Genomic DNA, 26097 nt, shown 5'->3' with positions numbered 1-26097 from the left:
TGTTTTATAAGCGGATGCAATACTGGCATAACTGGTTCGAGTGGTGGGTTAGTGGTGATACTGGAACCCATGGTTTTATGATGGTTCTTGGTCTTGAGTCCGCCTATGGGCCGATTCAATCGAGAATCGTTCATCATCCAGGACAAAGACGTCCTCCGGGATGATTACCAGCCAGAGACACTCGAGGAGCGGGACGAAGAACTCGACGAATATGCCGCCGCTCTCCGTCCCGTCATTCAGGCTGGCAACCGAACAACGTCTTTCTCTACGGTGTTACCGGCGTCGGGAAGACAGCTGCGACGCACGATCTTCTCGAGGAGCTGCAGGAATCCGCCGAAGAGTACGACGACGTCGATCTCAACGTTATCGAACTCAACTGTACCGGCTGCACCACGTCCTATCAGGTAGCAGTCAATCTCGTGAACGAAATTCGCTCTCCTTCTCACCCCCTCACCACGGTCTCGTCGACGCGCGAACCCATGAGCGAAACCGGGTATCAACAAAAACGCATCTTCAACGAACTCTACAACGACCTCGAGTCGATCGGTGGGACTATTCTCGTGGTCCTGGACGAGATCGATAACATCGGCTCGGATGACGATATTCTGTACGAGCTTCCACGAGCACGCTCGCAATTGGATCTCGATGTGAAAATCGGTGTGGTCGGCATCTCGAACGACTTCAAGTTCCGAGAAAACCTCTCTCCGAAAGTCAAGGACACTCTCTGCGAAGAGGAGATCTTGTTCCCTCCGTACGACGCGAATGAACTGCAGAATATTCTCCAGCAACGAGCCGACATCGCGCTCTACGACGATGTCCTCGAGTCGGATGTAATTCCGTTGTGCGCAGCGTTCTCTGCACAGGACTCGGGATCCGCTCGACAGGCGCTACGTTTACTCCGGAAAGCAGCTGATATCGCCGAAAACGATGCGATGGCCGGTGGAGAGGCGAAAATCACCGAAGAGCACGTCCGGGAGGGCGAACATCAGATCCAGCGACAACAGGTGGTCGAAGGGATGCATTCGTTGACCCGGCAGGGGCAGTATGTGCTGCTGACTGTCTGCCAGCTAGCAGCAGAAGGTGAAACGCCTGAACGGACGAAACTGATCTATGAGCGGTATCAAGCAGTTCTTCGAAATCATGGCAGTGAACCGCTGAAACGCAGGCGTGTACACGACCACTTGTCGGATTTGAGCCTCCACGGGATCTTACGGTTGGTCGACTCGTCGAGTGGACGTGGGAACTACAACGAATACGAACTCGATGTCTCGCTGTCGTCGGCCCTTGATGCACTCGAAAGTGAACTCGGAGAGCTCGACGACATTCGTGAAACCGCGAAGCGGCATCGGGTTCTGGAGTGACTTCGGACCGCCAACACCAGTACTGCCAATACCCTCTCCACTTTTGCCAGTAACCACTCAACCGTTAGTGCCAGTTTCTCCAGTACCCTCTCCGGTGTTGCCAGTAACTCTCTTGTTCCAATCAATCCTACAAGTTACTACCGGGACCACCGTTGCCAATTTCATCTAATAGCGTCTTCTCCTCCGATTTTACTGGCAATAGTGGAGTGTCTGACGAAATCTAAACAAAATTTCATTTACGAGCATTTGTAATCGCTCTCCAGTGGACTACTTATCCCGTGGGGATTAGTGGTTCGAAGATCTAATCTTGCACGGATTCTCCCCGCACTTACTACTCGAAAACGGGGCGTGTCTTCCTCTTCGAGTTCATTCGTTGTCTGGGCCTTCGGTGAACAGGATTTCATGGAGCAACGACAGAAACGTCGGGGGTGTGAGTTACCGATTCGTCTCTGTCTACGGGTATTCCTGATCACTCACGAGAGCCTCGGTACACTCGACGAGGTCGTTTTCAGTCGCCCACCGGTAGAGACGCCCAGCATCGTCGAGCATCTCGAAGATCGCGGTCTGCATTCCGCTGTAGGGATTCTCGACGTCGACGTTTGTATCGACCGCGTCCGCATCTGCCGTGTTGTACTCGCGTTTGAACACGTGCGTCTTCGCGAAGTACTCCTCAAGGGCCGTGAAGTAGCCCTGTTCGACGAGGAAGCCGCCTTGGGCGTGTTCGGCGACGCCCACGATGACGTCGGTGTAATCAGCGAGCAGCCGGAACTTGAGGTAGGTGTTCGTCCACTCGCTCCGGATGTCGACCATCAGGAACGCGTACGCACCGGGCTGCCGGTTGAGGCGATCTTTCACGAGCTGGAGACGACGTATCTCGGGTTTCCCGTAGCTGCCGAGAACGAAATACGAATTCTCAGCTGAGAAAATCGGCGTGAGCTCCGCAACACTCTGTTTCAGCGCTTCGTACTCTTCTGGCGTGAGTGAGGCCTCGTGCAGATACTCGTCGGCTTTCTCGGCGAGTTCGTCGACAGTGACCGGATCCTCACTCATCTAGCCAGGCATTCTCCCGTACCCTGCTTCAATGTGGCGACCTCATCGGCCACCGTATCGCCATAGACCGATTCGTATTTGAGCGAAACGCTTTTGCACGCACTACACGAACAGAGAAGTAATGAGTACCTCCGACCACACGCCAAGCGACCTAGAGTCCGTTCGGGAGCGGCTCAACGTCGTCACCCAGGATACGCGGTTCTCGCTCCTCCAGGACATCCTCGGCCATCCGGCGGAACTGCCGACGCTGAAGGAACTCGACTATGTCAACCCGAGCAAGAGCCAGACGACGATTCGTCAGCACCTCCAGCAGCTCGTCGACGCCGGCATCGTCGAGGAAGTACTCCTGCCCGAGGACCGCCGGCAGAACGACCTCCCGTACAAGTTCTACGGAATCCGTGAGAGTGGACGGCAGTTCCTCGAGGAACACAAGCTCCTCCGAGCGCAAGACACGCTCCAAGAGATCTACGACCGAGTGGAGAAGACCGACGACATCAAACGATACGAGACCGCTCCGCGACCCGAGCGCTAACAGCGTCCGTCTTTTACTTCGCAGACGGGGTGTCTCCCCGAACAACTGGCCATCCGACTGAGGTACGAGTTCGTCTACTCGTCCGGATTCACTGGGGATTTGTACTTTGACGTGACGCGATCTCCTTCCCGCCACTGCCAGTAGTAGTAGCGGTTGTCGTTGATCTCCTTGATCGTGATCGTCGCCTTCGTCGGGACATCATCCGGGAGGTCATCGGGTCGCTCGTCGATCTCGTCTTCCTCCTTCGCTTCGGCAAGGCGGGCCTCGCGCTCGCGATGCTCGGCGAGGTCCTCGGCATAGTGGGCAACGTCTCGGAGCAGCTCGGGTGAATAGTCGTTGAGTGTGTCGATGACGTCGGTGGGCAGGTCCGCTGGGGGCGTCGGTGGCTCGTAGGACATGGGCCGATCTGTATTAACCAACACAGACGCAAGGAGCATTGTTTGGTCTTTCCGGGCGAGAAAGCGAGATATCCTCTGAGAGCGTATTTCTAGCGTTGTGACACGCCCAGTTGGGAGCCAAACAGAGTTAGAAGCTCGGCGACGGCTTGCCGTCGCCTTGCTTCGGCTAGGTCACAGCGTCTCCGAGGTTGCACAAGTCGTTGACGTCTGGCCTAGTTCGGTTTATCGCTGGAGAGACGCCTACGAAGCCGGTGGCGACGCTGGCCTCACCTCAAAACCGGTCAAAGGCGGCCCATCGACCAAGTTATCGGACGAACAGTTAGTGGCGCTTGCGGCCCTCCTCGAAGAGGGGCCGCAAGCCCACGGGTTCGATACTGATCTCTGGACGCTCAAACGCATCGCGGTGGTGATTGAACAAGAATTCGGCGTCTCTGTCGGCCAAACAACCGTCTGGCGGTATCTTCAGAAAATGGGCTGGAGTTGCCAGAAGCCTGAGCGTCGCGCGATCAAGCGCGACGCGAATGCGGTTCGTCGCTGGAAACAACAGACGATTCCGACACTTGAAAAAAAGCGCGAGTGAATGATCTTGCGCTCGTGTTTCTCGACGAGAGTACCGTCCGAATGCAGTCGACAGTTCGGCGAACGTGGGCACCGCGTGGGAACACACCGATCCACCGGAATTCGGGTAGCTGGCAAAGTATACGTGCGATTGCAGCCTTGACGGTCGCGCCGAAAACTGGCGCGACCGCCTTGGATTATTGGCTCTCTGAGAAAAGCGTCGACAGCGAGAAAATGGCGTTCTTGCTCCGCGATTTATTCAACCAACGAGGACAAGACTGTATCCTCATCTGGGACAATTATCCGGCACACAAACCGACAGCAAGGATGATGACGACACCTGGATGGCCGATGGCTCCCAAGGTCGCCATCGACATCCAGTTCCTTCCGACATACGCGCCAGACTTCAACCCCGTTGAGCAGGTCTGGAAGTCGGTGAAATACGACGATCTTGCGAATTACGTACCCACTGATCTCGCCGCGCTAAAAGCGCGACTCGATCAGTCGCTCCGAGCAGTGCAAGACCGTCCGGAACTCCTCAAGTCCTTTGTCAGATGGGCTGGGTTCGAGCTTGATGAGTCGCATTAGAACTGAAAAGACCAAGTTTTGTTGGTTAAACCGCTACCAACGGCTCTCACCGGTCTTCCAACAGCTGTAACATAATTCGAAACTCTCCATCAATGAGTTTCGTCTGATGTTACAGCCCACCCGAGGACTCCGAACTCCGGATGATTCTACGAGTTCGAAGGGAGGCGCCCATCAGGTCGTGGGACCTGTCCCTGTTTGATCTCGTGATCGACTCGCCGGAGGTGTTTACAGCCGCCTTCGGGCGTATGCTTCCGCCAGTCTGGACAGGTACACGACTCGCTGATCACGTCGACTTCGTACCAGTTACCGGACGCTGATCGGACCTCGTACCGGCCACCCTTTTCGAGCAGCGAGACGGCCATCGCTTCGTCGACGGCACGTCTGGTTCGCGGCTCGAGATCGTCGTATTGGGTTGAGTGCTCCGTGACGACCATCCGATCGAGCACGTCGCCGGTCCGGCCGCCGTCTGGGGCAACCGCAGCTTCGGGACCGTGGAGCCGATTCGCAAGCAGGGTCTCGACCGGGTGCCCCTCCGGCCACAGATAGTGGACTTCGCGACGCTCGCGATGGTCGTAGGAGCCGCAGGCGGCTGCGCTCCCGGTCCAGACACGCCATGCCCCGAGTGCTGCCATCATGTTGACGATGATCCGGGGAATGGCCTCGTACTCACTGGGATAGAACACCCGGAAGCGGGTACACTCCGCCTGCGGCGGAATCATCTCCCACCACTCGACGTCGTCGCCCCAGCTCTCGTACATCGCCTCGTCCTCTCCGTAGCCGACGGTCACACCGTCGATCTGCGACACGTCCACCGAGATCTCGTCAGCCTCGCCTTCGAGGAGCCGAAGGACGGCGTACCGAAGATACTCGTGTTCTGGGTGGTCGGTAGACTGGGCGACCTGCTCGTGGTACTCTGCGACTCGTTCCGCCTCGTCGAGGACGGTCGTTAGATATCGGTTGGTCATGGGTCGGTGAAGACGGGAGTGCGCCTCCGCCCCTCGGCGGGCGCAAATAAACGTAACCAACGAACAGCGGTCAGTCGTCTTCTCTAGTGGTTGCTCCATCTCTGTTCGAATGCTGAGCCGGATCGGACTGCCGGAGCCGCGGACGGTATATCTGTATAGCGATAATTCTATAGGGAATACAGGGGACAAGACTAATACCGTTAGATGCGATACCGATAACTAGCGATGATGGAGTACGTCGACGAGACCGCGGCGAAGATCATGGTTGCGGCCCAGCCGGGCGACTCGATCCGTCGAATCGCCCAGAAGATCGACGGCTCCTACTCCTGGGTCTACGACTGGATCGAGCGGTTGGAGGACGCAGGCTTCATCCGGCGCGAGGACGGCGTCTACATCGAGAATTACGCTGTCAGGGATCGCTACTACGATCTCGTCGCCGCTATTTCCCGCTCGGTTCCTCCCTCGATCGACGACGGCTACGTCATTCCGAACTTCGCTGGGATGCCCTTTGCGTACACGAAAATCGACGGCGTCTACGTCTGGACCCACGGCGGCTATCAGATCGCCCGCGGCCACGACGACTATCCGATCTTCATCCAGGTCGCCGACCGGGATGTCGAACAGTGGACGGCGTTCTTTGATGAGTTCGGGATTCCGAGTCGGATCGAAGAGCGGCCGGATGCGACCGACTACGAGGCGACCGTCTCGTACGTGTTGTTCCCGACGAGTGGGGAGATCACTCGCGAGTGGGTCGACGGCAATCCGGTCATTCCGTTGGATGAGGCAATCGAGCACATGTTGGAGTACCGGGTGAACTACGAGCCGGCGTTGGAGATGATCGCCGATGAATATGACCGCGATATCGACGCGTCCCACGAGGATCCGCGTCTCAATGCATGAGTCTCGGTGAACGCGAAGACGAATTGCTGGACACTCTGGAGGCCGTCATTGACGGCAACCTGCCGTACGTGCTCGTCGGTGGGTGGGCGATCGCGGCGTTCAATCAACGCTTCACCACGGACGTCGACGTCGTCATTCCGGCCCAAGCGGTCGACGACTACACCGACCTTCTCACCGACCGCGGCTACGAGAAAACGGCCGATGTCGAGCGAAACGAGCTCTACGAGGGCCGGACTATCCGGTTTACGAAAGATATCGGGAATCCGGTTCGGTTCGACGCGATGGTGGATGCGCTGGGCTGTCGCCAGACGGAAGCTGAGTGGTCGTATCGCTATCTAGCCCAGCACTCTGTCACCGAGGAACTGCGAACCGGGCGTCCGGTAACAGCCAGGATTCCGGAACGGGAGTTGCTGTTCGCGGTGAAACTCCACAGTGGCCGCAAGGCAGACTCTCGGGATCTGGTGGTGCTGGCTGCTGGCGCGGATTTCGACCGGATCGCGACTCATCTGCATCGCGGGGAGTCCGAGAAGCTCGCTGGTCGCATCGAGACTGTCCTCAACCGCCTCACGTCGGAGGATTTCGCAGATGCATTCAAAGGAGTCTTCGAACAACAAACGGTTCCCGAACAGGATATCGACGCCGTCGTTGAGTTCCTTCGTGACCAGCAGCGCCGAATCGATTCTGAACGATAATATCGACTGTCGATGGATATGTCTTGGGACCGATCGAAACGGCGGTGTTCAGATTAGGAGTGAAGGACGAGGCGGTCGTATTTCGTGTGATCAATGCCCGAAATCGACCGCCTCGACGGTCCTAGCAACCGAATCGAGTTAGACTTTGTGGAGAAAGAGGAGACACCGCAGCCGCTGATGAAGCTCAGTATCGAGCTGCACGCGGCCGGCCTTTCACTTTCGGATACTGTCTCTGTCTTAGATGAATTCGGTGTCGATCGGGCTCGCTCCACCGTGCACAACTGGGTCCAGAAAGCCGACTTACAGCCCAGCGGCGGCAAAGCTCCGGATCAGGTTGCGGTCGACGAAACCGTGATCCAACTCGACGACCAGCAATTCTGGCTGTACGCGGCGGTCGATCCGGAGACGAACGAATTCTTGCATCTCAAGCTGTATCCGGCCCGAACGACTGCGCTCACCCAGTCGTTCTTGGCCGACCTCTGCGAGAAACACGACGTCGAGGACGCCGTGTTCCTCGTTGATCGCGGTCCGTGGCTCCACGCCGCGCTCCACCGCCTCGGCCTCACCTTTCGCCACGAAACCCACGGCCGTCGCAACGCCGTTGAACGTGTCTTTCGTGAGGTAAAACGCCGAACAAGACAGTTCTCGAACTGTTTCAGCCACGCCGCCGCCACGACCGCCGAAACCTGGCTCCAGACCTTCGCCTTCGCATGGAATCAGCTAATCTGAACACTACCGATCGAAACACGCAGGGTCGGACGCCGAACGAATTAACCAACAGTGTGGACAAAGCATTCCCGGCGTTGGTTAACAGTCGGAGAAGGCGTGTTCAGCTCTCGGCGACCGTCCCGATGATCTCCTGCGCGGTCGAACTGATCCGGCCGAGACGCTCCTGAATGCTCTCCGCATCGTCGTCCTGCCACGCGGCAAGATAGAACGCTGAACCGCTCGTATCCAGGTTGAAATATCGCCCGACGATGTACGCAACGGCTTCGGCTTCGATCTCGCGTTTTGCACGCTCGGGTTCGTCGTCGACATCGAAATGGAGCAGTGCGTGAGCGTACTCGTGAATCAGCGTCACCGCGAGGTCGGCCTGATTCGAGCGAGCTTTCGCTTCGACGACGGGTTGGCACTCGTCGAGATTCCGGTGTTTGCAGACGCCTTTCGCGTCGCCATGCTCCCAATCAGCAGCGTCGACGACACGGACGTCGATATCGAGAGTAGCTGCCGCATCAAGGAGCGCTGGCACCAGGTCGTCGGCGTTACCTGTGGCCTCGGTTTCCAACTCGGGGAGCGGTTTGCCCTCGGTTTGAGACACATCGAAGACTGCCGTTGGTTTGAATCCAACCAGTCCTTTGGACCACTCCTCGGGCGGTGTCTCATTGTAGTCACAGTCGCTTTGCTCGTGGTAGCTCGGCGAGTTCCCGCACTCAGGGCACTGCTTCGTAATAATGGGTGCCCAGATCCAGATCGCCTGTTCGCCCTCTTGGACGTGCCGGTCGAACTCCGACCGCCACGTATTGTAGCCCGCTACGCGTGTTGCCTCGGGACACTGGAGCTTGATCAAGAGGGTGTTGCGATGGGAGTAATCGTGGAATCGGGACTGGACATCGAGCCACTCCTGGAACTGTTGGCTGGCTTTTGCCTCGTCGATGTCTGCGACGAGCTCGTCGATCCAGTCTTCGATGGTACTGTGCATCTCGTCGTGCCGGGTGTCAGTCTCCTCGAACGAGACCCCCGACTCACTGGCTGTCATCATGGATTGCATCACATCGAGTACGACGACGTCTCCGAGTCAGGACGCGCCGCACCCCTCGGCGGCGCACAATAAACGACGGCGCGACTGCGGGGTTTATACCGGGGTTGCTATCGGACGCTGGGATTAACAACCAGTGCGACACAATCACCGAGAGAATGGGTCTCGTCGAAACGTTCCGCGGGGTCGTTGGTACTCGCACGTCCAGCCCGTCTACCCTGTATGAGTGCCGACACTGCGGAACGACCCTTTCCGAGGACGCCGAAACGTGTCCGACCTGTGGTGGAGAAGACGTTGTGTGCTACCAATTCTAAGTGAATGTTCTTCTATCTGAACAGGTTGCGGTCAGACTCGTTTCTGTTCGAGATAGCCCCCGGTCAAACACCCCGCAGTGTGAATGGGGGATCGGTTATCGAAGCGCTGTCTTCTCGTCAGCGAAGCCGACCGTGACGAGATACTCGAGGAACGCGTCGAACTGGTCGACATCGCTCGGCGTGTCCGCCGCGAGGTGTCGTGCCCACTCGATGGCCCACTGGAACGCAGGATCGGTTCCGCCCTTGCCATGTATATACCACCAGCGGGCGGCCTTCAGGACGACGAGCGGATTCGTCGGCGGCTGCTCGCTCGCGAGTCCACGAGTGATCGACCGGATCTCCTCGGGTACCTCAGCGGGATCGACCTCGCCTGATTGGGTGTTCGATACGTCGACTGGAATGTCGTCAATCGAGACATCGTTCGGACGCTGTTGTTGACTCACGGAAAATCACCATCTCTGAGGACTCTCTGGATCGAGCCCTCGCCCTCTCTGGAGGCGCGAAAAACAGCTCGCTGCGTCACGCCGGCGGGAGGTAGACGCTCTGCTCGCCGGCGACTTCCTCAAGGTTATTTCGATGGCGGTGGGCGAAGTAGCAGTCGTAGCTGCAGTAGCCACAGAGAGCCCCAGTATCGTACTCGGCGACGAATGGACCGCGCTGAGTCATCCAGACGTTGGCTTCGCATTCGGTACACGCAGCACCATCGAGATCCCCTGGCGATGGCCCCTCATACTCGATCTCGAAGGAGTCGTCCTGTGGTGTCGATTCGGGCCAAACACCTTGAGACTGCCAGAATTCCTTGAGACGGGCGAGACTGTGGCGGACCGTCTTGCGAACCGTGACGTGGTCGGTGTCGCGACCGCTGTCGTCCCAACCATCCGCCGTCCAGAACTCACCGAACTGCGCCCCGCGATGGAGGCCGTTCCAGTCGAGGCCGACGATGTCGGCCGGTGGCTCGTCCGTGAGGGTCGGTCGGGTCAGCTGCTGGATGACGTCCCACTGTTTCGGTGGGCTGCCACCGAGGATGTGGACACGACGGCCACGCCAGTCGGTCGGTTCGGTGAACTCGTGGGCCAATCGGTCGGCGTATCCCCGCGAGTAGCCGAGCACGATATCGTTCGGAATCGCATCGATCACCTCGCGGCACTTCGGGACGATGACGAGTTCTGCATCGGGATAGCTCGCCTGGATCTCACGAGCGGCGGCCACGTACTCGTCGACGTCGTCCACCTCGTACGCATCACCAATCACGCCGACGTGGGGTTCGTGCTCGAAAAATCGGGCGACGTATCGATCCAGATCGGGATTCCGGAAGTCGTTGTCGAGCATCCCGACGGGGATGTCCAGCTGCTTGAATTGGGTTTGCTGATACCCGCAGTCCTCCCGGAACCCAGGCAGGAATCCGAGTTCGTATGCATCCAGGGCGTACGGCGCCCGATGGAGGAACGCCACGCTATCGGCTTCTCTGGCGGCAGTGATGTCGCTAGCCGTACTGGCGTTTGAACTGATTTCGAGGGACATGACTGGGTTGGCGAGGCCGCTGCTGGCCGCCCCGCGCCCATTCAGGGGGTTGAAAAACTGGCCGCTCTCGTTAACCAACAATCGGTGAACTCACTGGTGGGTTGTTGGTTAACTACAGAGATTGGTTGACAAAAACAACTCTCCGTACGAAATCCTCTCCCCTCTAATAAGGATAAAATCGATACGACGGTTACCGTAACGGTCATTCCCCGCAAGTGGGTACGGGTACATATGGAGCGAAAGACGCTTTCCGTGACCGGGATGTCGTGCAACGGGTGCGAACAGAACGTGGAGACCGCCTTGCGAAACCTCGATGGCGTGACTCGAGTTGATGCTGACCACGAAGCGGATACTGTCGATGTGGTCATCGAGGATGGGGTCTCCGATGACGATGTGAACGCGGCAATTGAACAGGCTGGGTACGACGTAGTGGCCTAATCGGCTGCCGCCCGGCCGTCTCTCACGTCGCCGTCCGTGTGTTCTTCGAGTGCGAACTCGGTGTTGACGCCCTCGCCAGAGAGGAGCTGGCCAGCGAAGCTGTTGGCGAGGACGGCCGAGACAGACAGTACCATCGCGAGCATCGCGAACACGGGGTGAACGAGTCCGGTCGTCGCGGCGGCGACGCCGACGCCGTTGAACGCGAAGGCCGTCGCGAGATTCTGGCGGGTCTTCCGATAGCTCTCCCGCCCGATCTCGTAGGCGTCCATCACGCCGCCGAGTCGGTCGCCCATCAGGACGATATCCGCTGACTCGATGGCGATATCCGTCCCGGCGCCGATGGCGATTCCGATATCCGCCTGCGTGAGTGCGGGGGCGTCGTTGATGCCGTCGCCGACCATCGCCACGCGGTGGCCGGTTTCCTGTAGGCGGCCGATCTCCTCGCGTTTCTCGTCGGGCAGCACGTCGGCCATAACACGGTCGATGCCGACCTCGTCGGCGACCGCGTTCGCGGTGCGCTCGTTGTCCCCGGTGATCATCACGGGCGTGATGCCGGCGTCGCGAATCCGCCGGATGGTCTCGGCGGCGTCGCTCTTGACCGCGTCACCGATGCCGATCAGGCCGACCAGTTCGCCGCCACGGACGACGCCGGCGACGGTGAGGCCGCGATGCTGGAGCTGCTCGATGTCGTCGTGGGCTGCCGAGAGGTCGACCCCTTCGTCGCCGAGCCAGCCCGGCTTGCCAACTAGCACGTCGTCGCCGTCCACGGTCGCTTGGACGCCCTTTCCAGTCACGGAGTCGAAATCATCGGGGTCAGCGTACTCGACATCTTGCTCGGTGGCGAACTCGAGGATCGCATCAGCGAGAGGATGCTCGGAGAACGCCTCCGCACTGGCCGCAGTGGTGAGTACATCCACCTCGTCGGCAACGAACGCGACGACCTCACTGACGGTGGGTTCGCCGACGGTGATGGTGCCGGTCTTGTCCAACACGATGTGGTCGACGTCGGGGAAGACCTGGAATGCGTCGCCCGACCGCATCAGGATGCCACGGTTCGCGGCCTTCCCGCCGCCCCGGATCAGGGCCAGCGGTGTCGCCATCCCGAGCGCGCATGGATAACCAAGGACGAGAACGGCCAGCGCCGCGAATGCCCCCCGCTGGACGTTGGGGGCTGCCCCCCACGCGAGTGGGGCAACCACCCAGAAGAGGAACGACAACCCGGCGATCGTCAAGACACCGGGGACGAAATACTTGAGCACGCGGTCGGCGAGCTGGATGATGCCGGGCTTCATTGCCCGAGCTTCCTCGATCTCGCGGGCGACCTGGTTTAGGAACGCGTCCTCCCCGGTTGCAGTTACTTTGATGAGCAGCGTCCCGGTCTCGTTGACACTGCCACCGATCACCGCGTCGCCGGCGGCCTTCTCCTCGGGGATGGACTCGCCGGTGGCGACTGACTCGTCGACCGTTGATTCACCATCGACGACCGTCCCATCGACGGGGATATTCTCGCCAGGCTTGACCCGGACGTGATCACCGATGTCGAGGTCGTCGACCGGGACTTCCTCGACATCACCGTCATCACTGATGCGGCGTGCCGTGTCAGGCTGGAGGTCAAGTAGGCTCTGGACGGCTTGAGAGGCGCGCGTCCGCACGATGAGGCTGGTGTACTCGGAGAGGATGTGGTAGGTGGTAATAAAGACGGAGACGGCGAAGAAGTGAACCGTTGGAAAGCTCGGGAACACAAACAGGCCGAGCAATCCACCGAGGAGCCCGGCGAACGCGCCTGCCTCTAAAAGGACGTGTTGGTTGAAAATACCCCGGCGGAGGCTCTGGAAGGCTTTTGTTTTGATATAGCGGCCAGGCCCGAACATCGTCCCGAGCGCCAGCCCCAGCGTCACCAGATCCATCACGAGGGATGCCGACTCGAAGCGTCCCATCACGAGGATCATCCACCCCATCAGGCAGCGACGACGATGGACGCGCTGCCGGCGAGCAGCAGTCGCCGCTTTCCGTCGGCGAGTTCGGCCTGCTGCTGTTTGTATCGTTTCGCTTTGTCCGGGTCACGGATGGTGTATCCGAGATCTCGGAGTGTGTCCTTCACCTCGATCTCGCTCAGACGGTCGTCGTCGTATTGAACGAGGACCTCTTCGTGGGCGAGACTCACGTCGATGTCCTCGACGCCATCGGTCCGGCTGTAGGCCTTCTTGATGCTCTCCGCACAGAACGAGCAGGACATCCCCCCGACATTGAATTGTTTCTGTGTCGTTCCCATCGTGGCTGTTAGTTATCGTGGGACGCGGATAACCATTACGACGAATATTATAGCGGTCTCGAAAATCTAATACCATTGTCGGGTGAGTGGCGTTACTCTTACTGTCGTTGTCCGCCTATCTCCTCACACGAATGGCGCTCCTCGAATCTGACGTGCCGATCCGCGAAGTCGTGACAACGGATCCGAAGAAAGCGAAGGCACTGGAGAACGACGTCCGGGCGAAGATCCTCGATATGCTCGCAGCCGAGGAACTGACGATCGAGGAGATTCACGACGAACTGCATCGTCGCGGCGAGGAGAAAGCCGAGACGACGGTGCGCCACCACGTGAACGTCCTGAAGGATGCGGGGATGGTCGAGATCGCCCGACTTGAGGAAGCTGGCGGCGGGACGCGGAAGTACTACAAGTCGAATACGCGAGTCTTTTCGTACGATCTTCCGGAACGCAGTGGAGAGCTACTTGCTTCGGCACAGGAGACGACGACCGAGGAACTGGCCGGCCTGATAGAGGCACTTGCTGCGGAACACGGCGAGGAGATCCAGGCCGTTGCTCGGGAGATGAAGCCGTGTGAATACTGCGAGACGCAACACTACGAGGAGTTCGTCGTTCGAGAACTCCTCAATCGCGCGCTCATCGAACTGGGTGAGAGTGGTGAATTCGGTGCTCGGCTGTCGACTGACCAGTGACCGGTCCGTCACCACGGCTTTGCCGGTCCGGTTCGTAGATCGTTCTATGACCCGGACAGCAGTCATCGCAGGTGTCGGTCCAGGACTCGGTGAATCACTTGCACGAAAGTTCGCAGCCGAGGGATGTCAGGTCGCTCTCTTTGCTCGCTCGGCGGACTACATCGACGAACTCGCTGAGGATCTTCCGGACGCCGGAAAGGGGCTGGCCGTCCAGACTGATCTGACCGACGTCGATCAGATCCGAGACGGGTTCGAGGCGGTGCGCGATGAATTCGGGGCGGTCGACATCCTCGTGAACCACGCCAGTGCCGCCTCCTGGAAGGGACTCATGGACGTGAGCGTCGAGGAATTCGAACGGGCGTGGGCGGTCAACGGGCGCGGTGCGTTCGTCTGCTCGCAGGAAGCTGTCGGCGACATGCTCGAGACGGGCGGCGGGGCGGTCATTTTCACAGGTGCGACTTCTGCGGTGCGGAGCCTCGGCGGCGCAATCGGCTTCACGGCCGCGAAGTTCGCCGCCCGCGGGATGGCGATGGATATCGCCCAGGAGTTTGGCCCCGAAGGAGTTCACGTCGCGCACGTCGTCATCGACGGGCAGATCGACGCGCCGGGCGTTCGTGACCGATTCCCCGACCGCGAGGATGAGACCTTCCTCGACCCCGACGAAATGGCCGAGACCTACTGGCACCTCGTCGAACAGGACGACGTCAGTACACAGCCGTTCGAGGTCCACATCACGAACGGTCCGCAGAACTCCGAATTCATCTGACTGCTGTGGGAACGGAACAAGTCATCGGTTGTGCTGGCTGAGCACGACTGGGCGGCAGGATTGTATGCGAGAAGCCCCTCCACCGTCCTATGGGCAGGAATATGCTCGTCGACGGGGACTGGAAGACCGATATCGGACCGTATACTGACGAAAGTGGCGCGTTTGATAGGGCCGAAACCTCGTTTCGTGATTGGATTCGGGACGCCCAGGATACCACATTCCAGCCGGCGGCCGGGCGGTACCACCTCTACATCGCGCGGAACTGTCCGTGGGCACACGGGGCCGCGCTCACGCGCCGCCTCGCCGGGTTGACCGACGTCGTCTCGATGGATATCGTCGACCCGTGGCGCGAGGACGAGGGTTGGGAGTTCACCCCCGAGAAAGACGGCTGCACTCCCGACACGGTCAACGGGTGTGAATATCTCCGGGACGTGTACGTCGCGGCCGACACCGAGTACACCGGTCGGGTGACCGTGCCGGTTCTCTGGGACCGAGAGCACGAGACCATCGTCAACAACGAATCCATCGAGATTATGCGGATGTTCGCCACCGAGTTCGCTGACTACGGCGACGAGGGGCGCGAGCTGTATCCCGAAGGCTACCAAGACGAAATTGACAGGATTATCGATTCGATCTACGATTCGATCAACAACGGCGTCTATCGGGCCGGCTTCGCGGAGGCACAGGAGGCATACGACGAGGCCGTCAGCGACGTCTTCGACGCGCTGGATCACTGGGACGAGGTCCTCGCCGACCAGCGATACCTCGCCGGCGACCGGCTGACGCTCGCCGACGTGCGACTGTTCCCGACGCTGATTCGGTTCGACGAGTGCTATCACACGGCATTCAAGTGTAACAAGCAGTATCTCCACCAGTACGACAACCTCTGGCCGTATCTGCGCGATCTCTACCAGACGCCGGGCTTCGCGGAGACGGTGCGGATGGAGCACATCAAAGACGACGGCTACTACCAGGGGGAGATCACGCCGATCGGCCCGGGGCTCGATTACGACCAACCCCACGACCGGGATCGGCTCTCGAGTCCCGACGAAACCACGGCCCGACCGTCCTAGCCTCCAATCTAGATATTTTCAAAATGTATCGAGTGGCGGCTATTGCTCCCAGTTCCTCGAGCGGTTGAGCGCGACCACCACTGTCACTTTCCGGAGTGTTATGCTATTGACTCACAGTAGGTGTTACATGGGATTCGACTCCGCCCAAGTTTCGACAGTCACCTTCGATTCGTACAGTACCCTCGTAGATGTAGACGCCGCGGAGAAAGCACTCGCCGACCGGGTTGAGGATCCACAACCGGTTTCGAAGCTCTGGCGGGCTCGTTCACTCGAATATACGTTCGTCGCCAACGCGATCGATGCGTATCAACCGTTCTACGAAATGAATCGGGATGCGCTCCAATACGCGCTTGATGCTTCCGGTGTGGATATCTCTACCTCGGAGCGAGATGAGATTCTCGCTGTATACCACGAACTCGATGTGTTCGACGACGTCCGGGATGGAATCGAGCGGCTCCGTGATGGTGGATACGACTGCTACGTCGTTTCGAACGGCAATCCCGAGATGCTTGAGTCGATGGTCGACCACGCCGACATCGGTGGCATCCTCGAAGACACGATCAGCGCTGACGAGGTCAAGACGTTCAAACCGGCCGCAGAGATTTACCGCCACGCGGCCGCCCGCACCGGCACGCCGATCGACGAAATCGTTCATGTAACGGCTGGTTGGTTCGACGTTATGGGGGCTCAGCATGCCGGCATGCAGGCCGCTTGGGTTGATCGCAAATCGACACCGTGGGAGCCGTTCGGTCCCGACCCAGATCTTACCATCGAGACGTTCTACGACCTGGCCGAGACGCTCGGCGTCTGAGTTCTCTGAGTGATCAATCCCGTTTCGCCGTCGCGTATCCTTTTCTGGTCCGGCCGCCTCGTGGGTGTATGAACGACACCGAAGCGAGTTCCTCTAATGAACTGTCCGTAGAGACGGTACTCGACCGTATCCAGACGCACGAGTTCCACCCTGTTGATGAGACAAGCTTCACGGTCGATCGGTTGCTTGAAGAGCACGGTATTGCGGATCTCGACGACAACGATTGGCGCGTCCGACTGCTCGCCGTTCGCGACCTCGTTCGGCTCGGGGACGCCAAAACGTCTGAAATCGCTGTGGGTCTTGAGAACGACGACGTACAGGTACGCTACGTCTGTGCAACGGCGCTGGGGATTCTGCGAGCCCAGAGCGAGGTGGAGTCGCTCGAACGGGTGGTCCGTGAGGATCCGAACCCACTGGCACGATCGCAGGCAATCGTCGCGTTGGGGCAAATCGGGGCTACCCAGTCGCTGGACTTGTTACGTGACCGGCACGCGAACGACGACTCGAAAGACGTCCGTCATCAAGCCGAACTTTCGATCGACCGCATCGAGAAGGGCGCAGTCGCCGAACCCGAGCTGGAGGCTGCGTATCGAAATCTCGACGAGGGCACGTTCGAACAGCTAGCAGTCGGTGCGTCTGCGCCGTCATTCGAGTTGCCGGATACTGGCGGACGGATCTGGGACCTCGCGGATTCGATCGGAGACAACGAGTGGACGGTCCTGCTCTGGGTGTTTGCCGACTGGTGTCCGGTCTGTCACCGCGAGTTCGACGAACTGATCGAGCTTCGCGAGGAACTGCAGGAGGCGGATATCAACGTAGCGACAATCGAATGTCACGGCCAGTATCGCGGTCGCGTGATGGTTGGACGGGAGCTTGAGCCGGAGTACTGGTTCGCTGAGGAGTCGTTTATTGAGTCGTACGCCGAGGAGATTTGGTGGCCACACCTCCTCGATCGTGCAGGGGCTGTCGGCGCAAAATACGGCGTCGACCCGATGGCTTACGCCGTCCATGCCGAGTATATCAATCGACCCGCGACGATCATCATCGATCCGGCTGGAACCGTCCGATTCGCGTATTACGGGACATTCTGGGGTGATCGTCCGTCTATCGAGGAGACCCTGGAGATGATCCGATCAGAGGAGTTCGAGTACGAGCATCCGGAACGACGTCGGGTGGAGTCCGAGTGACTACCCGCGCTAGTGGAGTTTGGAAAACCATCTCGTCGTGACGACGTACCGTAGCGCGAACCGGACACGAACCGTTTAGGAGACCGTAAGCGCAAAAAGCGTGAGATTGTGGACGGCAGGAACGAGACCAGCACCGGCTGCGACCACGAGCAGCGAGATAGTCTCTCGCCCGGCAGGATCCACGTCGGAGTCAAGCGCCCGCAGGATGAGCAAAGCAACCGCGACTTTCACGACTAAAAAGAGGAGGACACCGGATACACCAGCTCCCTCTCCCATCTGAATGAGCGCGGCAGAGATCGGATTTCGTTCGGTCGTCCCGAGTTTCTCGAGCCCGACGCCGGTAGTCGTCGCGTCGAGGGCGTGTGCAAAGAGTACCCCAGCGCCGAGCCAGCCGGGGGTGGATCGATATCCACTCGGAACCGTCCACAGGACGAGTACGGTGACTCCGACCGCTAGCACGACCGCTACACCGTTCCAAACGAGAACGCGCGGCTGGGGCGCTCCTATTGTGATGACTGTCCCTCCTCCGACGATCAGGGTCATGAGGACGCCACTCGCGGCCATCCATCGCGAGCGCTGCTGGATTCCGGCGAAGTCAAATATGACCCACAGACCAGCGACGAGCGCCCCAACGACGAGGTACACTGTTGGACTCTGGAGGAACCCCGCGGGGAACCCCGAAACGGACGTTGAACGACCGACAGCAACCGCGATACCGATGACGGCAAACCACGGAAGCGTCGCTCCGATTTCCGCTGCGGTCACAGCGACTCTTCGGTGATAAAGAACCCACGTTACTCCAGCGACCAAGACGCCGGTAGCCGCGAACGCGATACTCGTCTCGTTCAACACGGTGATAGCAGATGATTGCGTTCAGCGAGTTCTACAGACTAATCGGTTCCAGTCCCCACGTCAGGCGTACGTGTTCTCGAGGTGGGCGACGATGTCATCGCTCTCGGCCATCCCCTTGATTCCATGTTCGGGATCGACGAGAACCGGCACACCCGACTGACCACTCACCGATTTCACCTTGAATCGGAGAAACCGGAATGGCAGGACGTTATGAGTCTTGTATTCCAGATCAAGCTCGTCAAGTTTGCGCTCTACCTTTGCACAGTACGGACAGCCAGGGAGCCGATAGAGTTCCAGCATCGAATCTCACTCGAAAACAGGTGAGATTGTATTAAAACCCCGTCGCGGATCCGGAATGTAGTCGCACGAGCGTCGATACAGCTCGCTTGCACAAGGGAAGGAACCGCCGGGCCCAAGATTTGTGTCCACGAATTTATTCGACACAACAGCTCATCATCGAGGTATCGCGACGGAACGCCTGACAGGCGTGTTTGAGTGCCTCGGAGAACGTCGGGAACGGATGAACGGTGTCGATGATGTCGTCGACGGTCAGACCGAACTTCACAGCTAGCGTTGCTTCCATGATCATGTCGGCGGCACGTGGACTGACCATATGAACACCCACGATCTCGTCGGTCTCGTGGTGTTTGACGACCTGGACGAGGCCATCCGTGTCCTTGACTGCCTTCGCTCGCGGCACCTCGTCCATCTGGACGGTCCGGCACGAACAAGTGCCGTGCTCGTCCATATACTCTAGCTCAGTCGTCCCGACAGAGGCGACCTCCGGGCTCGTGAACACGACTGCTGGCACCGTGTCGTAGTCGATCGTAACTCTCTCGTTGCCGAAGGCGTTCTTGACCGCGTTGTTGCCCTCCTTGGCGGCGACCGTCTCCAGTTCCGGCTCGCCGATCACGTCGCCAGCAGCGTACACGTCCGGGTTCGTGGTCTGGAAGTGTTCGTTGACGTGGATCGTCCCGTCGGGGTTCGTTTTGACCCCCACCGTTTCTAGACCGATGCCCTCACTATTCGGCTGGACACCGGTCGCGACGAACAGCGCGTTGCCAGTGACTGTCCGCTCGGTGCCGGCGACGGTTGTCTCGACGGCGACACCTGATTGGATCGTATCTCTCCCGCCGTCAGCTGTTGGCGTGTGAACGCGCTGGAAATCGTTACCCGTGATTACGTTGATTCCCTCGTCTTCGAACGCGTGTTGCATCTCTCGTCCGAGCTGGCCTTCCATGCCAGAGAGTACGCGCTCGGATCGCTGGAGGATGGTCACCTCGACGCCGACACGGTGGAGTATCTGCCCCCACTCGAGAGCGATGTACCCGCCACCGAGTATCACGATACTTTCGGGAATATTCCGTTCCTCGAGGATGGTTTCGCTGGTGTAGTAGTCGACATCGTCGAGGCCATCGATGGGTGGCGCCCACGGTGAACTTCCAGTCGCGACGAGCACCTTCTCTCCAATGATGCGTGCGCCCTCGTCAGCGCCGTCGATAACCTCGATAGTCGTGTCGGCTACTAATTGGCCATAGCTTCGTAGATATCCGTCTCGAAGTGCTCCGCGACGTCGACGTAGTTCTCCTGTCGGAACCGCTCGACCAGAGCGTCAGTGCCGTCGAGTGCCTCCGCCCAGTCGACTGTCGGCTCGTCGTCGCTGTACCTGACCGCCTCGAACGGATTCTCCTGCGGTGCGGCAGCACTCTCGCCGACAGCGAGGAGGTGTTTGCTCGGGACACAGCCGACGTTCACGCAGGTCCCGCCGATTGGGAGTCCTGTATTCACTAATGCTGTCGAACGCCCTCGTCGACTCGCTTCCGTGATAGCAGCAAAGGCAGCGGCTCCGCCCCCGAGGATCACGAGGTCATACGAACGGTTATCCTCCATCGTGTCCTGAGTTTAGAACGCGAAGTAATTGTACTGTGGAGTCCAAAGCTATGGAGTAGGTCGGAGGCCACGAAGCTATGGCAGATTCAACACCATCACCCACTCCTACGTGTGATGTCGACGGGACGTGCTACTGTCCACTGACCGGTGTCATCGACACGCTTAGCCAAAAATATGCGATGCAGCTGATTAGCATCATTGGCGCTCACGAGTCACTCCGGTTTGGGGCGATCGAGGAGCACCTCTCGAGCGCGAGTACCTCGACCATCTCGAAACGGTTGGGCGAATTCGAGAAGGCCGGACTGATCTCTCGGACCCAATATAACGAGATTCCACCCCGTGTCGAGTACTCGCTGACCGATGACGGTGACGCAGTGAGAACTCGGCTCGAACCTCTCTTGGAGTGGGCCTCGACGGACGAGTGATTGATGACGGGGAACGGTTGTGCAACCGCGTTGCACCTTCGGTAGTTGGTTAAGATAATCCCATCCTATCTATTGCTATTGATGCCAGACCAGTCGTCTTTATCCACTCAAGCACCGTCGACTGCCCTTCAGGATCTCCCGCCGAGTGCAAAGCTCGTCGCAAAAACACTCGAATATGAGGGCGATAGTACCCAGTCGGCACTCGCTGAGTCGACACTTCTTCCAACGCGAACCGTTCGCTATGCACTTACCCAGCTCGAAGAGAAACGGACTCGTCACGTCACGTATCTCGTTTATGGATGCCAGACAGCGGATCTATTCGCTTGAAGTGGAGCTAGACTGACATACTGACATCGCGATTCAGAGTATTCCGGCTCCACCACCGACTAGGCGGATTCCTACCACGGTCAACAGTCCCAGCACGACGAGTCTGCGAGAGCGCTCACTGGCTGTGACGCGAAGTCGCTTCCCTACACTAACTCCGATGACGGCCGGAACGGCAGCGACGACAGACACGAGCAGGACAAGCCGGCTAGGATACAGTCCGAATAAATTCGCCACACCAACACGGATCCCGTTGAGTCCCAGGAACACGAGCGCGACGACGCCGACGAATAATCCATGAGAGAGGTCGAAGCTCCGAAGATACGCGATCAGCTGGACACCGACGTTCGTTCCGCCGAACAGCAGTCCCGAGATGCTGCCCACACCGAGCATCCCAGTTCGTGTCCGACTGAACGTACCGATCCCACCTGCCGACCACTCTGGGAGCGGGATCCGTCGTTGAGCGGTCGCGACGAAGCCGAGCGTCAAAAGTCCGAGACCCACACGTAGGGGGGCGGTCGGAATGCGAGTGAGGACGGCCATCCCGACAACCGTGCCGACCAGCGCTGCCCCGATGAGTGGGCCAAACCGTCGACTACACGTTCGAAGCTCTTCTCGGGAGAGATCACGGACAAGTGAGAGATTCACCGCGAGAATGGGTATGATCATGAAGACGACCGCTGTCGCCGGGTCGATTACCGTTGCGAGCGCCATCGTCCCGACGAGGGCGAATCCGAATCCAGCGAGCCCATTCGTCATCCCGGCGAGCAGAATAACGAGCGTCATCAGTGCGACTGTCGTCCCCCCAATAGCTGCAATCATCCGTCGCTGCTCGTAAGTTGCTCGTACAGGACAGGAAGTGTTCCGTAGCTGACGGCGTTTCGAACTAAGGCCTCCGTCGTCGTGTACTCGTCCGTTCCGTGTGCTGTCTGGGTTCCGAAGCCGAACTCGACGGTCGGAATCCCGTTGTGTCGAAGCACTTTAGCGTCGCCACCACCGGTCGCACTCCGTCGGTAGACTTGGTCGTCGACGACGTGTTCAGCTGCCCGGGCGCTCGCCTCGACGATCGGACTCCCAAGCGGTTCGTACGAACCACGGGTCCACGAGATGTCCGTAATCTCGATACCATCCATCCCGGCCAAGCAGTTCCGTATCCCCCCGAGTGCGTCCCTGGTATCGACACCGGCACTCAATCGGATATCGACTCGGGCACACGCCGAGGCGGGCACCGTGTTGATCGCTGTTCCGCCCTCAATGATGCCTAGGTTGATCGTCGGGTACCGATACAGGGTGCGGGTAGCGTCGGCTCCGGCCTCCGGTTCATAGAAGTCGACGGACTCTTCGATGATGTCGTCCATCGCTGCATCGACCGAGAGCTTCTGCTGTCCGAAGTCGCGTCGCAACTGCTCGATCGCATCTGTTAGTCGGTCAATTGCGTTCTCTCCGATCATCGGTCGCGAACCGTGGGCGGCGGTCCCGGTCGCCTCTAGCGTCAGCCAGATGTTCCCACGGTCGGCAACAGAGACGGAGTAGCGCCCGTTCCGGGCAGTGGTTTCGCCGACAACGCAGGCGTCGGGGTTGAATTCGTCCGTCTCCAGTAACGTCGTGAGGCCGGCGTCTCCGCCCGTCTCCTCGTCGCTCACGAACGCAAATTTGAGAGTCACTGGTGGCTCGGTCTCGGTACGGGCGTAGGCGAGGGCGACCTGTAGCATCGCGGCTACGGCTCCTTTCATATCGGTGGCTCCACGCCCGTAGATGCGCTCGTCGTTTCGCTCACCTAGCGGATCATACGTCCAGTCGCTCTCGTCGAACGGCACGGTATCGAGATGGCCGTTGAAACATAGTGTGTGGTCGGTTCGGCCGGGGAGCGTAGCGACGAGATTTGGCTTTTCGGGGTCGACTTCGAAGCGCTCGACGGCCACCGCCGGCTCGTCGAGCGTGTCTTCGAGCCACTCGACGATATCGACCGTCCGGCCAGGTGGGTTCTGCGTTTCGTAGCTGACGAGCGTCTCCGTGAACTCGAACAGCTCTGTACGATTGGCGGAGAGGTACTCGGCAACGACCGTGGGCAGATTAGACGTATCCATAGCTGGTCAGTGATGCTTGTTAGCTCCGCTTTCGAACCCACTCCTCGAGGGTGAAATCGTCGTAGGCGGTTCGATCGACGACAGTCCACTCATTCCTATCCCATTTCGGGAACGAGGCGTCACCGTCGTATTTACCGGGGATTCGGCTGAGCACCATTCGGTCGATAACGGGCTGGAACAGGTCGTAGATGCCTGCCCCGCCGATGACGTAGGCGCGGTCGGATCCGAGCGACTCGACGGTTGCGACCGCGTCGTCGACTCCTCCTGCGTGGTGTGCTGATTCGACGTCGTACTCGGACACCGACCGGCTCAATACGACCTGTACCGTTCCGGGAAGATCCTCACGCATCGAGTCGAACGTTCGCCGCCCGAGGATCACGGGCCAGTCCGCGATTCGGTTTCGGTACTGTCGTTTGTCGGCCGGAATGCTCGGCCACGGTAGCTCTCCATTCCGACCGATGACGCCGTTTTCCGCCACTGCGGCGACAGTTACAAGTTCCATAGTAGTTCTCCGATTACTCACAGCCTAGTTCGCAGTCGTACGATCTGGCGTAAATCCAGTATCCTTCCCGGGTAGGTGGCAGTAGTGTCGCCTGTTCCAGGGAAAGTTGGGGATCGTCCTCTCGGTCTAGTGTTTCGACGAAATGCCACTCTCCGTCTGGGTTACTGACATCCACGCGGTACTGCCATACGTGGATACGCTGGCTGTCTGCGTATACAGCATAGGATTCGGGAATGGCTTCGTTTCGATCTGGAGACGGCTTTTGCTGAGAGTGGCTGCCATCCATACTTGTTCTAATATAATGAAGAATTAATCTCTATTGTGTACTGATCACGAGATGACACACCCGCGGCGAATTTATATACGGGGTGGAATCTGACCTATCGACTTACACCGGCGTACTCAACGCCGGTCAGTTCGGCGATGTCCTTCTTCCAGGTCGTCAGATCACGCCGTTCGAACCCGGCGAGACTCTCGTGCCCACAGGCACGGGCCATCACCTTCATCAGTTCGACGGTCGCTTCGAAGAAATTCTGCAAGCCGTCGGCGGCCGAATCGATCACGAGGCGATTCCTGAGGTCCTCTCGTTGGGTGGCGATACCGACCGGACAGTTGTTCGAGTCACAGGCCCGCATCCCGAGACAGCCGATCGCTTGCATCGCCGAGTTAGCGACTGCAACCCCATCGGCACCGAGCGCCATCGCCTTGATGAAATCCGACTCCGTCCGGAGCCCCCCCGTCGCGATGAGCGTCACGTCCGACCGCTCGCGGGCATCCAAGTGACGTCGTGCTCGGGCGAGCGCTGCCATCGTTGGCACCGAAATATTGTCCTTGAACACGTCCGGCGCGGCGCCGGTCCCACCGCCTCGCCCGTCTAGAATCAGGTAATCGGCACCGGCCTCTAGGGCGAAGTCGATATCCTCCTCGACGTGCTGGGCGGAGAGTTTGAATCCGATCGGGATGCCGCCTCCGACCTCCCGGACGTGGTCCGCCATCTCGGCGAACTCCTCCGGGGTACGGAGGTCGTCGAATCGTGCCGGACTCACGGCGTCCGTCCCGGGTTCGAGATCACGAACCTCGGCGATCCGACCCTGTACCTTTTCGCCCGGGAGGTGGCCACCGGTTCCGGTCTTCGCACCCTGACCCGCTTTGAAGTGGAACGCTTGGACCCGTTCGACGAGGTCGATGTCCCAGCCGAACTTCCCCGTCGCGTATTCGTAAAAGTACCGAGAGTTGGCCTCCTGTTCTTCGGGCAGCATCCCGCCTTCGCCAGAACAGACGCCTGTGCCCGCTCGGTCTGCCCCTTGCGAGATTGCGATCTTGGCTTCCTCGCTGAGCGCACCGAAGCTCATGTCGCTGACGAAAATCGGGATATCCAGGTGGACCGGATTCTCCGCGTTCGGTCCGATCACGAGCTCGGTATCGACTGGTGCTTCGTCGTCGAGTGGAGTACGGGCGAGCTGGGCAGTCAAAATCTGCAGGTCGTCCCAAGACGGGAGTTCTGATCGCGGAACTCCCATCGCCGAGACGTCCCCGTGTTCACCGATTCCCTCGGGCCCCTTCTGGGCGAGGCTCTGGATGTAGTGTGCGTACGGCTCTTTCTCGTAGTCGGGGTCGCCGTAGAACTCGGGGTCGACCGTGCCACCGTCGATGTCGTCGGTGACGCCCTGCATCGTCCCGTCGCCGCCGTCGCCGCTCTCGGGGGGATCGTACGGCTGTGGGTTGTCTTCTGCCCAGGCCGCGACTTCCGCGGCGTCGACGAAGACGGCGTCGTCGTTCTCGTCGACCCACGCGGTGAACTTTTCGAGGACTTCGGAGTTGTCGTACTCGCTGATCCCGGTGTCGTACCGATAATCCCAGCCGTGGACGCCACAGATGAGATTGTGCCTCTCAACGTGGCCGTCGCCGAGGAGAACCCCACGGTGGAGACAGCGGCCGTAGAGGACGGACACCTCGTCGTCGTACCGGATGACCACGAGATCGACGCCTTCGATGCGGGCGTGTGTCGGTTCACGGTCGGGAAGGTCGCTCCAGACGGCGACCTGTTCGGCCGTCTGTTCGTCGGAGCGACTCACGACGCGCACCCCCACGCTTGGTTAGTTCGACGCTCGATACGACTCGATGACTGCTGACCGGAAATCGATGTAGT

Annotated in this window: 25 protein-coding genes and 4 pseudogenes; 15 read left to right on the top strand and 14 right to left on the bottom strand. The window is 59.4% G+C overall.

Going from position 1 to position 26097, the window contains the following annotated elements:
• Positions 1-105 precede the first annotated feature (105 nt).
• Positions 106-1361 (top strand): annotated as a pseudogene (locus ATB1_RS00910) (Cdc6/Cdc18 family protein).
• A 453-nt stretch (positions 1362-1814) separates the two neighbouring features.
• Here the strand turns inward: ATB1_RS00910 and ATB1_RS00905 are convergent.
• Entirely contained in the window at positions 1815-2411 is a 597-nt protein-coding gene (locus ATB1_RS00905) for a hypothetical protein (RefSeq protein ID WP_042661840.1), read from the bottom strand.
• A gap of 121 nt (positions 2412-2532) precedes the next feature.
• Between ATB1_RS00905 and ATB1_RS00900 the strand changes: the two genes are divergently transcribed.
• A complete protein-coding gene (locus tag ATB1_RS00900; protein WP_042661839.1) occupies positions 2533-2943 on the top strand; it encodes a helix-turn-helix domain-containing protein in 411 nt (136 codons plus the stop codon).
• Between the two features lie 74 nt (positions 2944-3017).
• Here ATB1_RS00900 and ATB1_RS00895 read toward each other — a convergent pair whose 3' ends face one another.
• The gene (locus ATB1_RS00895) at positions 3018-3341 is read right to left on the bottom strand and encodes a hypothetical protein (protein ID WP_042661838.1); all 324 of its coding nucleotides are present in this window, start codon (positions 3339-3341) and stop codon (positions 3018-3020) included.
• Between the two features lie 97 nt (positions 3342-3438).
• Here ATB1_RS00895 and ATB1_RS23735 point away from each other — a divergent pair, with 97 nt between their 5' ends.
• Both ATB1_RS23735 and ATB1_RS23730 read left to right on the top strand, forming a co-directional pair.
• A complete protein-coding gene (locus ATB1_RS23735; RefSeq protein ID WP_082256218.1) occupies positions 3439-3921 on the top strand; it encodes an IS630 family transposase in 483 nt (160 codons plus the stop codon).
• Positions 3918-4487, top strand: a complete 570-nt coding sequence (locus tag ATB1_RS23730; protein ID WP_042661836.1) for an IS630 family transposase — start codon at positions 3918-3920, stop codon at positions 4485-4487. The genes ATB1_RS23735 and ATB1_RS23730 overlap by 4 nt, the downstream gene beginning before the upstream one ends.
• A 146-nt stretch (positions 4488-4633) precedes the next feature.
• On the opposite strand, the gene ATB1_RS00880 is transcribed toward ATB1_RS23730, so the two are convergent.
• A complete protein-coding gene (locus tag ATB1_RS00880; RefSeq protein ID WP_042661835.1) occupies positions 4634-5452 on the bottom strand; it encodes a hypothetical protein in 819 nt (272 codons plus the stop codon).
• A 228-nt stretch (positions 5453-5680) separates the two neighbouring features.
• On the opposite strand from ATB1_RS00880, the gene ATB1_RS00875 reads away from it, so the two are divergent.
• From ATB1_RS00875 to ATB1_RS00865, 3 genes are all read left to right on the top strand, one after another.
• On the top strand, positions 5681-6352 hold the full coding sequence (locus ATB1_RS00875; RefSeq protein ID WP_042661834.1) for a helix-turn-helix domain-containing protein: 672 nt from the start codon (positions 5681-5683) through the stop codon (positions 6350-6352).
• Positions 6349-7044, top strand: a complete 696-nt coding sequence (locus ATB1_RS00870; protein WP_042661833.1) for a nucleotidyltransferase domain-containing protein — start codon at positions 6349-6351, stop codon at positions 7042-7044. The genes ATB1_RS00875 and ATB1_RS00870 overlap by 4 nt, the downstream gene beginning before the upstream one ends.
• A gap of 93 nt (positions 7045-7137) precedes the next feature.
• Complete coding sequence (locus tag ATB1_RS00865) at positions 7138-7773, top strand: IS6 family transposase (RefSeq protein ID WP_042661832.1); 636 nt, start codon at positions 7138-7140, stop codon at positions 7771-7773.
• 100 nt (positions 7774-7873) lie between these two features.
• Here ATB1_RS00865 and ATB1_RS00860 read toward each other — a convergent pair whose 3' ends face one another.
• From ATB1_RS00860 to ATB1_RS00850, 3 genes are all read right to left on the bottom strand, one after another.
• Complete coding sequence (locus tag ATB1_RS00860) at positions 7874-8803, bottom strand: ArdC-like ssDNA-binding domain-containing protein (RefSeq protein ID WP_042661831.1); 930 nt, start codon at positions 8801-8803, stop codon at positions 7874-7876.
• A 406-nt stretch (positions 8804-9209) separates the two neighbouring features.
• Positions 9210-9557, bottom strand: a complete 348-nt coding sequence (locus ATB1_RS00855; RefSeq protein ID WP_042661830.1) for a hypothetical protein — start codon at positions 9555-9557, stop codon at positions 9210-9212.
• A gap of 76 nt (positions 9558-9633) precedes the next feature.
• Positions 9634-10635: a DUF6610 family protein gene (locus ATB1_RS00850; RefSeq protein ID WP_042661829.1), complete on the bottom strand. Its 1002-nt coding sequence runs from the start codon at positions 10633-10635 to the stop codon at positions 9634-9636.
• Between the two features lie 231 nt (positions 10636-10866).
• On the opposite strand from ATB1_RS00850, the gene ATB1_RS00845 reads away from it, so the two are divergent.
• A complete protein-coding gene (locus ATB1_RS00845; protein WP_042661828.1) occupies positions 10867-11073 on the top strand; it encodes a heavy-metal-associated domain-containing protein in 207 nt (68 codons plus the stop codon).
• Here ATB1_RS00845 and ATB1_RS00840 read toward each other — a convergent pair.
• A pseudogene (locus tag ATB1_RS00840) lies at positions 11070-13345 on the bottom strand (heavy metal translocating P-type ATPase). The gene ATB1_RS00845 and the pseudogene ATB1_RS00840 overlap by 4 nt on opposite strands.
• A 131-nt stretch (positions 13346-13476) precedes the next feature.
• On the opposite strand from ATB1_RS00840, the gene ATB1_RS00835 reads away from it, so the two are divergent.
• The 5 genes from ATB1_RS00835 (at position 13477) to ATB1_RS00815 (ending at position 17868) form a co-directional block, all read left to right on the top strand.
• Positions 13477-14031: a winged helix-turn-helix domain-containing protein gene (locus ATB1_RS00835; RefSeq protein WP_042661859.1), complete on the top strand. Its 555-nt coding sequence runs from the start codon at positions 13477-13479 to the stop codon at positions 14029-14031.
• A gap of 46 nt (positions 14032-14077) precedes the next feature.
• Positions 14078-14797 carry an SDR family NAD(P)-dependent oxidoreductase gene (locus tag ATB1_RS00830; protein ID WP_042661827.1) on the top strand — a complete coding sequence of 240 codons (720 nt, stop codon included), beginning with the start codon at positions 14078-14080 and terminating at the stop codon, positions 14795-14797.
• An 89-nt stretch (positions 14798-14886) separates the two neighbouring features.
• Positions 14887-15870 (top strand): glutathione S-transferase family protein, encoded by a 984-nt coding sequence (locus ATB1_RS00825; protein ID WP_042661826.1) that lies wholly within the window; start codon positions 14887-14889, stop codon positions 15868-15870.
• A 127-nt stretch (positions 15871-15997) separates the two neighbouring features.
• Positions 15998-16681, top strand: a complete 684-nt coding sequence (locus ATB1_RS00820; RefSeq protein ID WP_042661825.1) for a haloacid dehalogenase type II — start codon at positions 15998-16000, stop codon at positions 16679-16681.
• A gap of 68 nt (positions 16682-16749) precedes the next feature.
• Positions 16750-17868 carry a redoxin domain-containing protein gene (locus tag ATB1_RS00815; protein ID WP_042661824.1) on the top strand — a complete coding sequence of 373 codons (1119 nt, stop codon included), beginning with the start codon at positions 16750-16752 and terminating at the stop codon, positions 17866-17868.
• Positions 17869-17943: 75 nt separating this feature from the next.
• Here the strand turns inward: ATB1_RS00815 and ATB1_RS19650 are convergent, their stop codons facing one another.
• From ATB1_RS19650 to merA, 3 genes and pseudogenes are all read right to left on the bottom strand, one after another.
• Positions 17944-18720 (bottom strand): DUF63 family protein, encoded by a 777-nt coding sequence (locus tag ATB1_RS19650; protein WP_198526009.1) that lies wholly within the window; start codon positions 18718-18720, stop codon positions 17944-17946.
• Positions 18721-18780: 60 nt separating this feature from the next.
• Positions 18781-19020 (bottom strand): glutathione S-transferase N-terminal domain-containing protein, encoded by a 240-nt coding sequence (locus ATB1_RS00805; protein WP_042661823.1) that lies wholly within the window; start codon positions 19018-19020, stop codon positions 18781-18783.
• Between the two features lie 133 nt (positions 19021-19153).
• Positions 19154-20610: pseudogene (merA, locus tag ATB1_RS00800) on the bottom strand (mercury(II) reductase).
• Positions 20611-20687: 77 nt separating this feature from the next.
• Between merA and ATB1_RS00795 the strand changes: the two are divergent.
• The gene (locus ATB1_RS00795) at positions 20688-21035 is read left to right on the top strand and encodes a helix-turn-helix domain-containing protein (protein WP_042661822.1); all 348 of its coding nucleotides are present in this window, start codon (positions 20688-20690) and stop codon (positions 21033-21035) included.
• Positions 21036-21116: 81 nt separating this feature from the next.
• Positions 21117-21378: pseudogene (locus ATB1_RS22710) on the top strand (MarR family transcriptional regulator).
• A 17-nt stretch (positions 21379-21395) separates the two neighbouring features.
• Here ATB1_RS22710 and ATB1_RS00790 read toward each other — a convergent pair.
• From ATB1_RS00790 to ATB1_RS00775, 4 genes are all read right to left on the bottom strand, one after another.
• Positions 21396-22181, bottom strand: coding sequence for a sulfite exporter TauE/SafE family protein (locus tag ATB1_RS00790; RefSeq protein ID WP_042661821.1), 786 nt, complete (start codon positions 22179-22181; stop codon positions 21396-21398).
• The gene (locus ATB1_RS00785) at positions 22178-23446 is read right to left on the bottom strand and encodes a M20 family metallopeptidase (RefSeq protein WP_042661820.1); all 1269 of its coding nucleotides are present in this window, start codon (positions 23444-23446) and stop codon (positions 22178-22180) included. The genes ATB1_RS00790 and ATB1_RS00785 overlap by 4 nt, the downstream gene beginning before the upstream one ends.
• Positions 23447-23465: 19 nt before the next feature.
• Positions 23466-23948, bottom strand: coding sequence for a dihydrofolate reductase (locus ATB1_RS00780; RefSeq protein ID WP_042661819.1), 483 nt, complete (start codon positions 23946-23948; stop codon positions 23466-23468).
• A gap of 380 nt (positions 23949-24328) precedes the next feature.
• Positions 24329-26023 carry a glutamate synthase-related protein gene (locus tag ATB1_RS00775; protein ID WP_042661857.1) on the bottom strand — a complete coding sequence of 565 codons (1695 nt, stop codon included), beginning with the start codon at positions 26021-26023 and terminating at the stop codon, positions 24329-24331.
• Positions 26024-26097: the final 74 nt, after the last annotated feature.

The organism is Haloferax sp. ATB1, from assembly GCF_000730175.1.
Note: the sequence above shows the minus strand (reverse complement) of the source record. Positions and strands in the feature narration are given on the sequence as shown.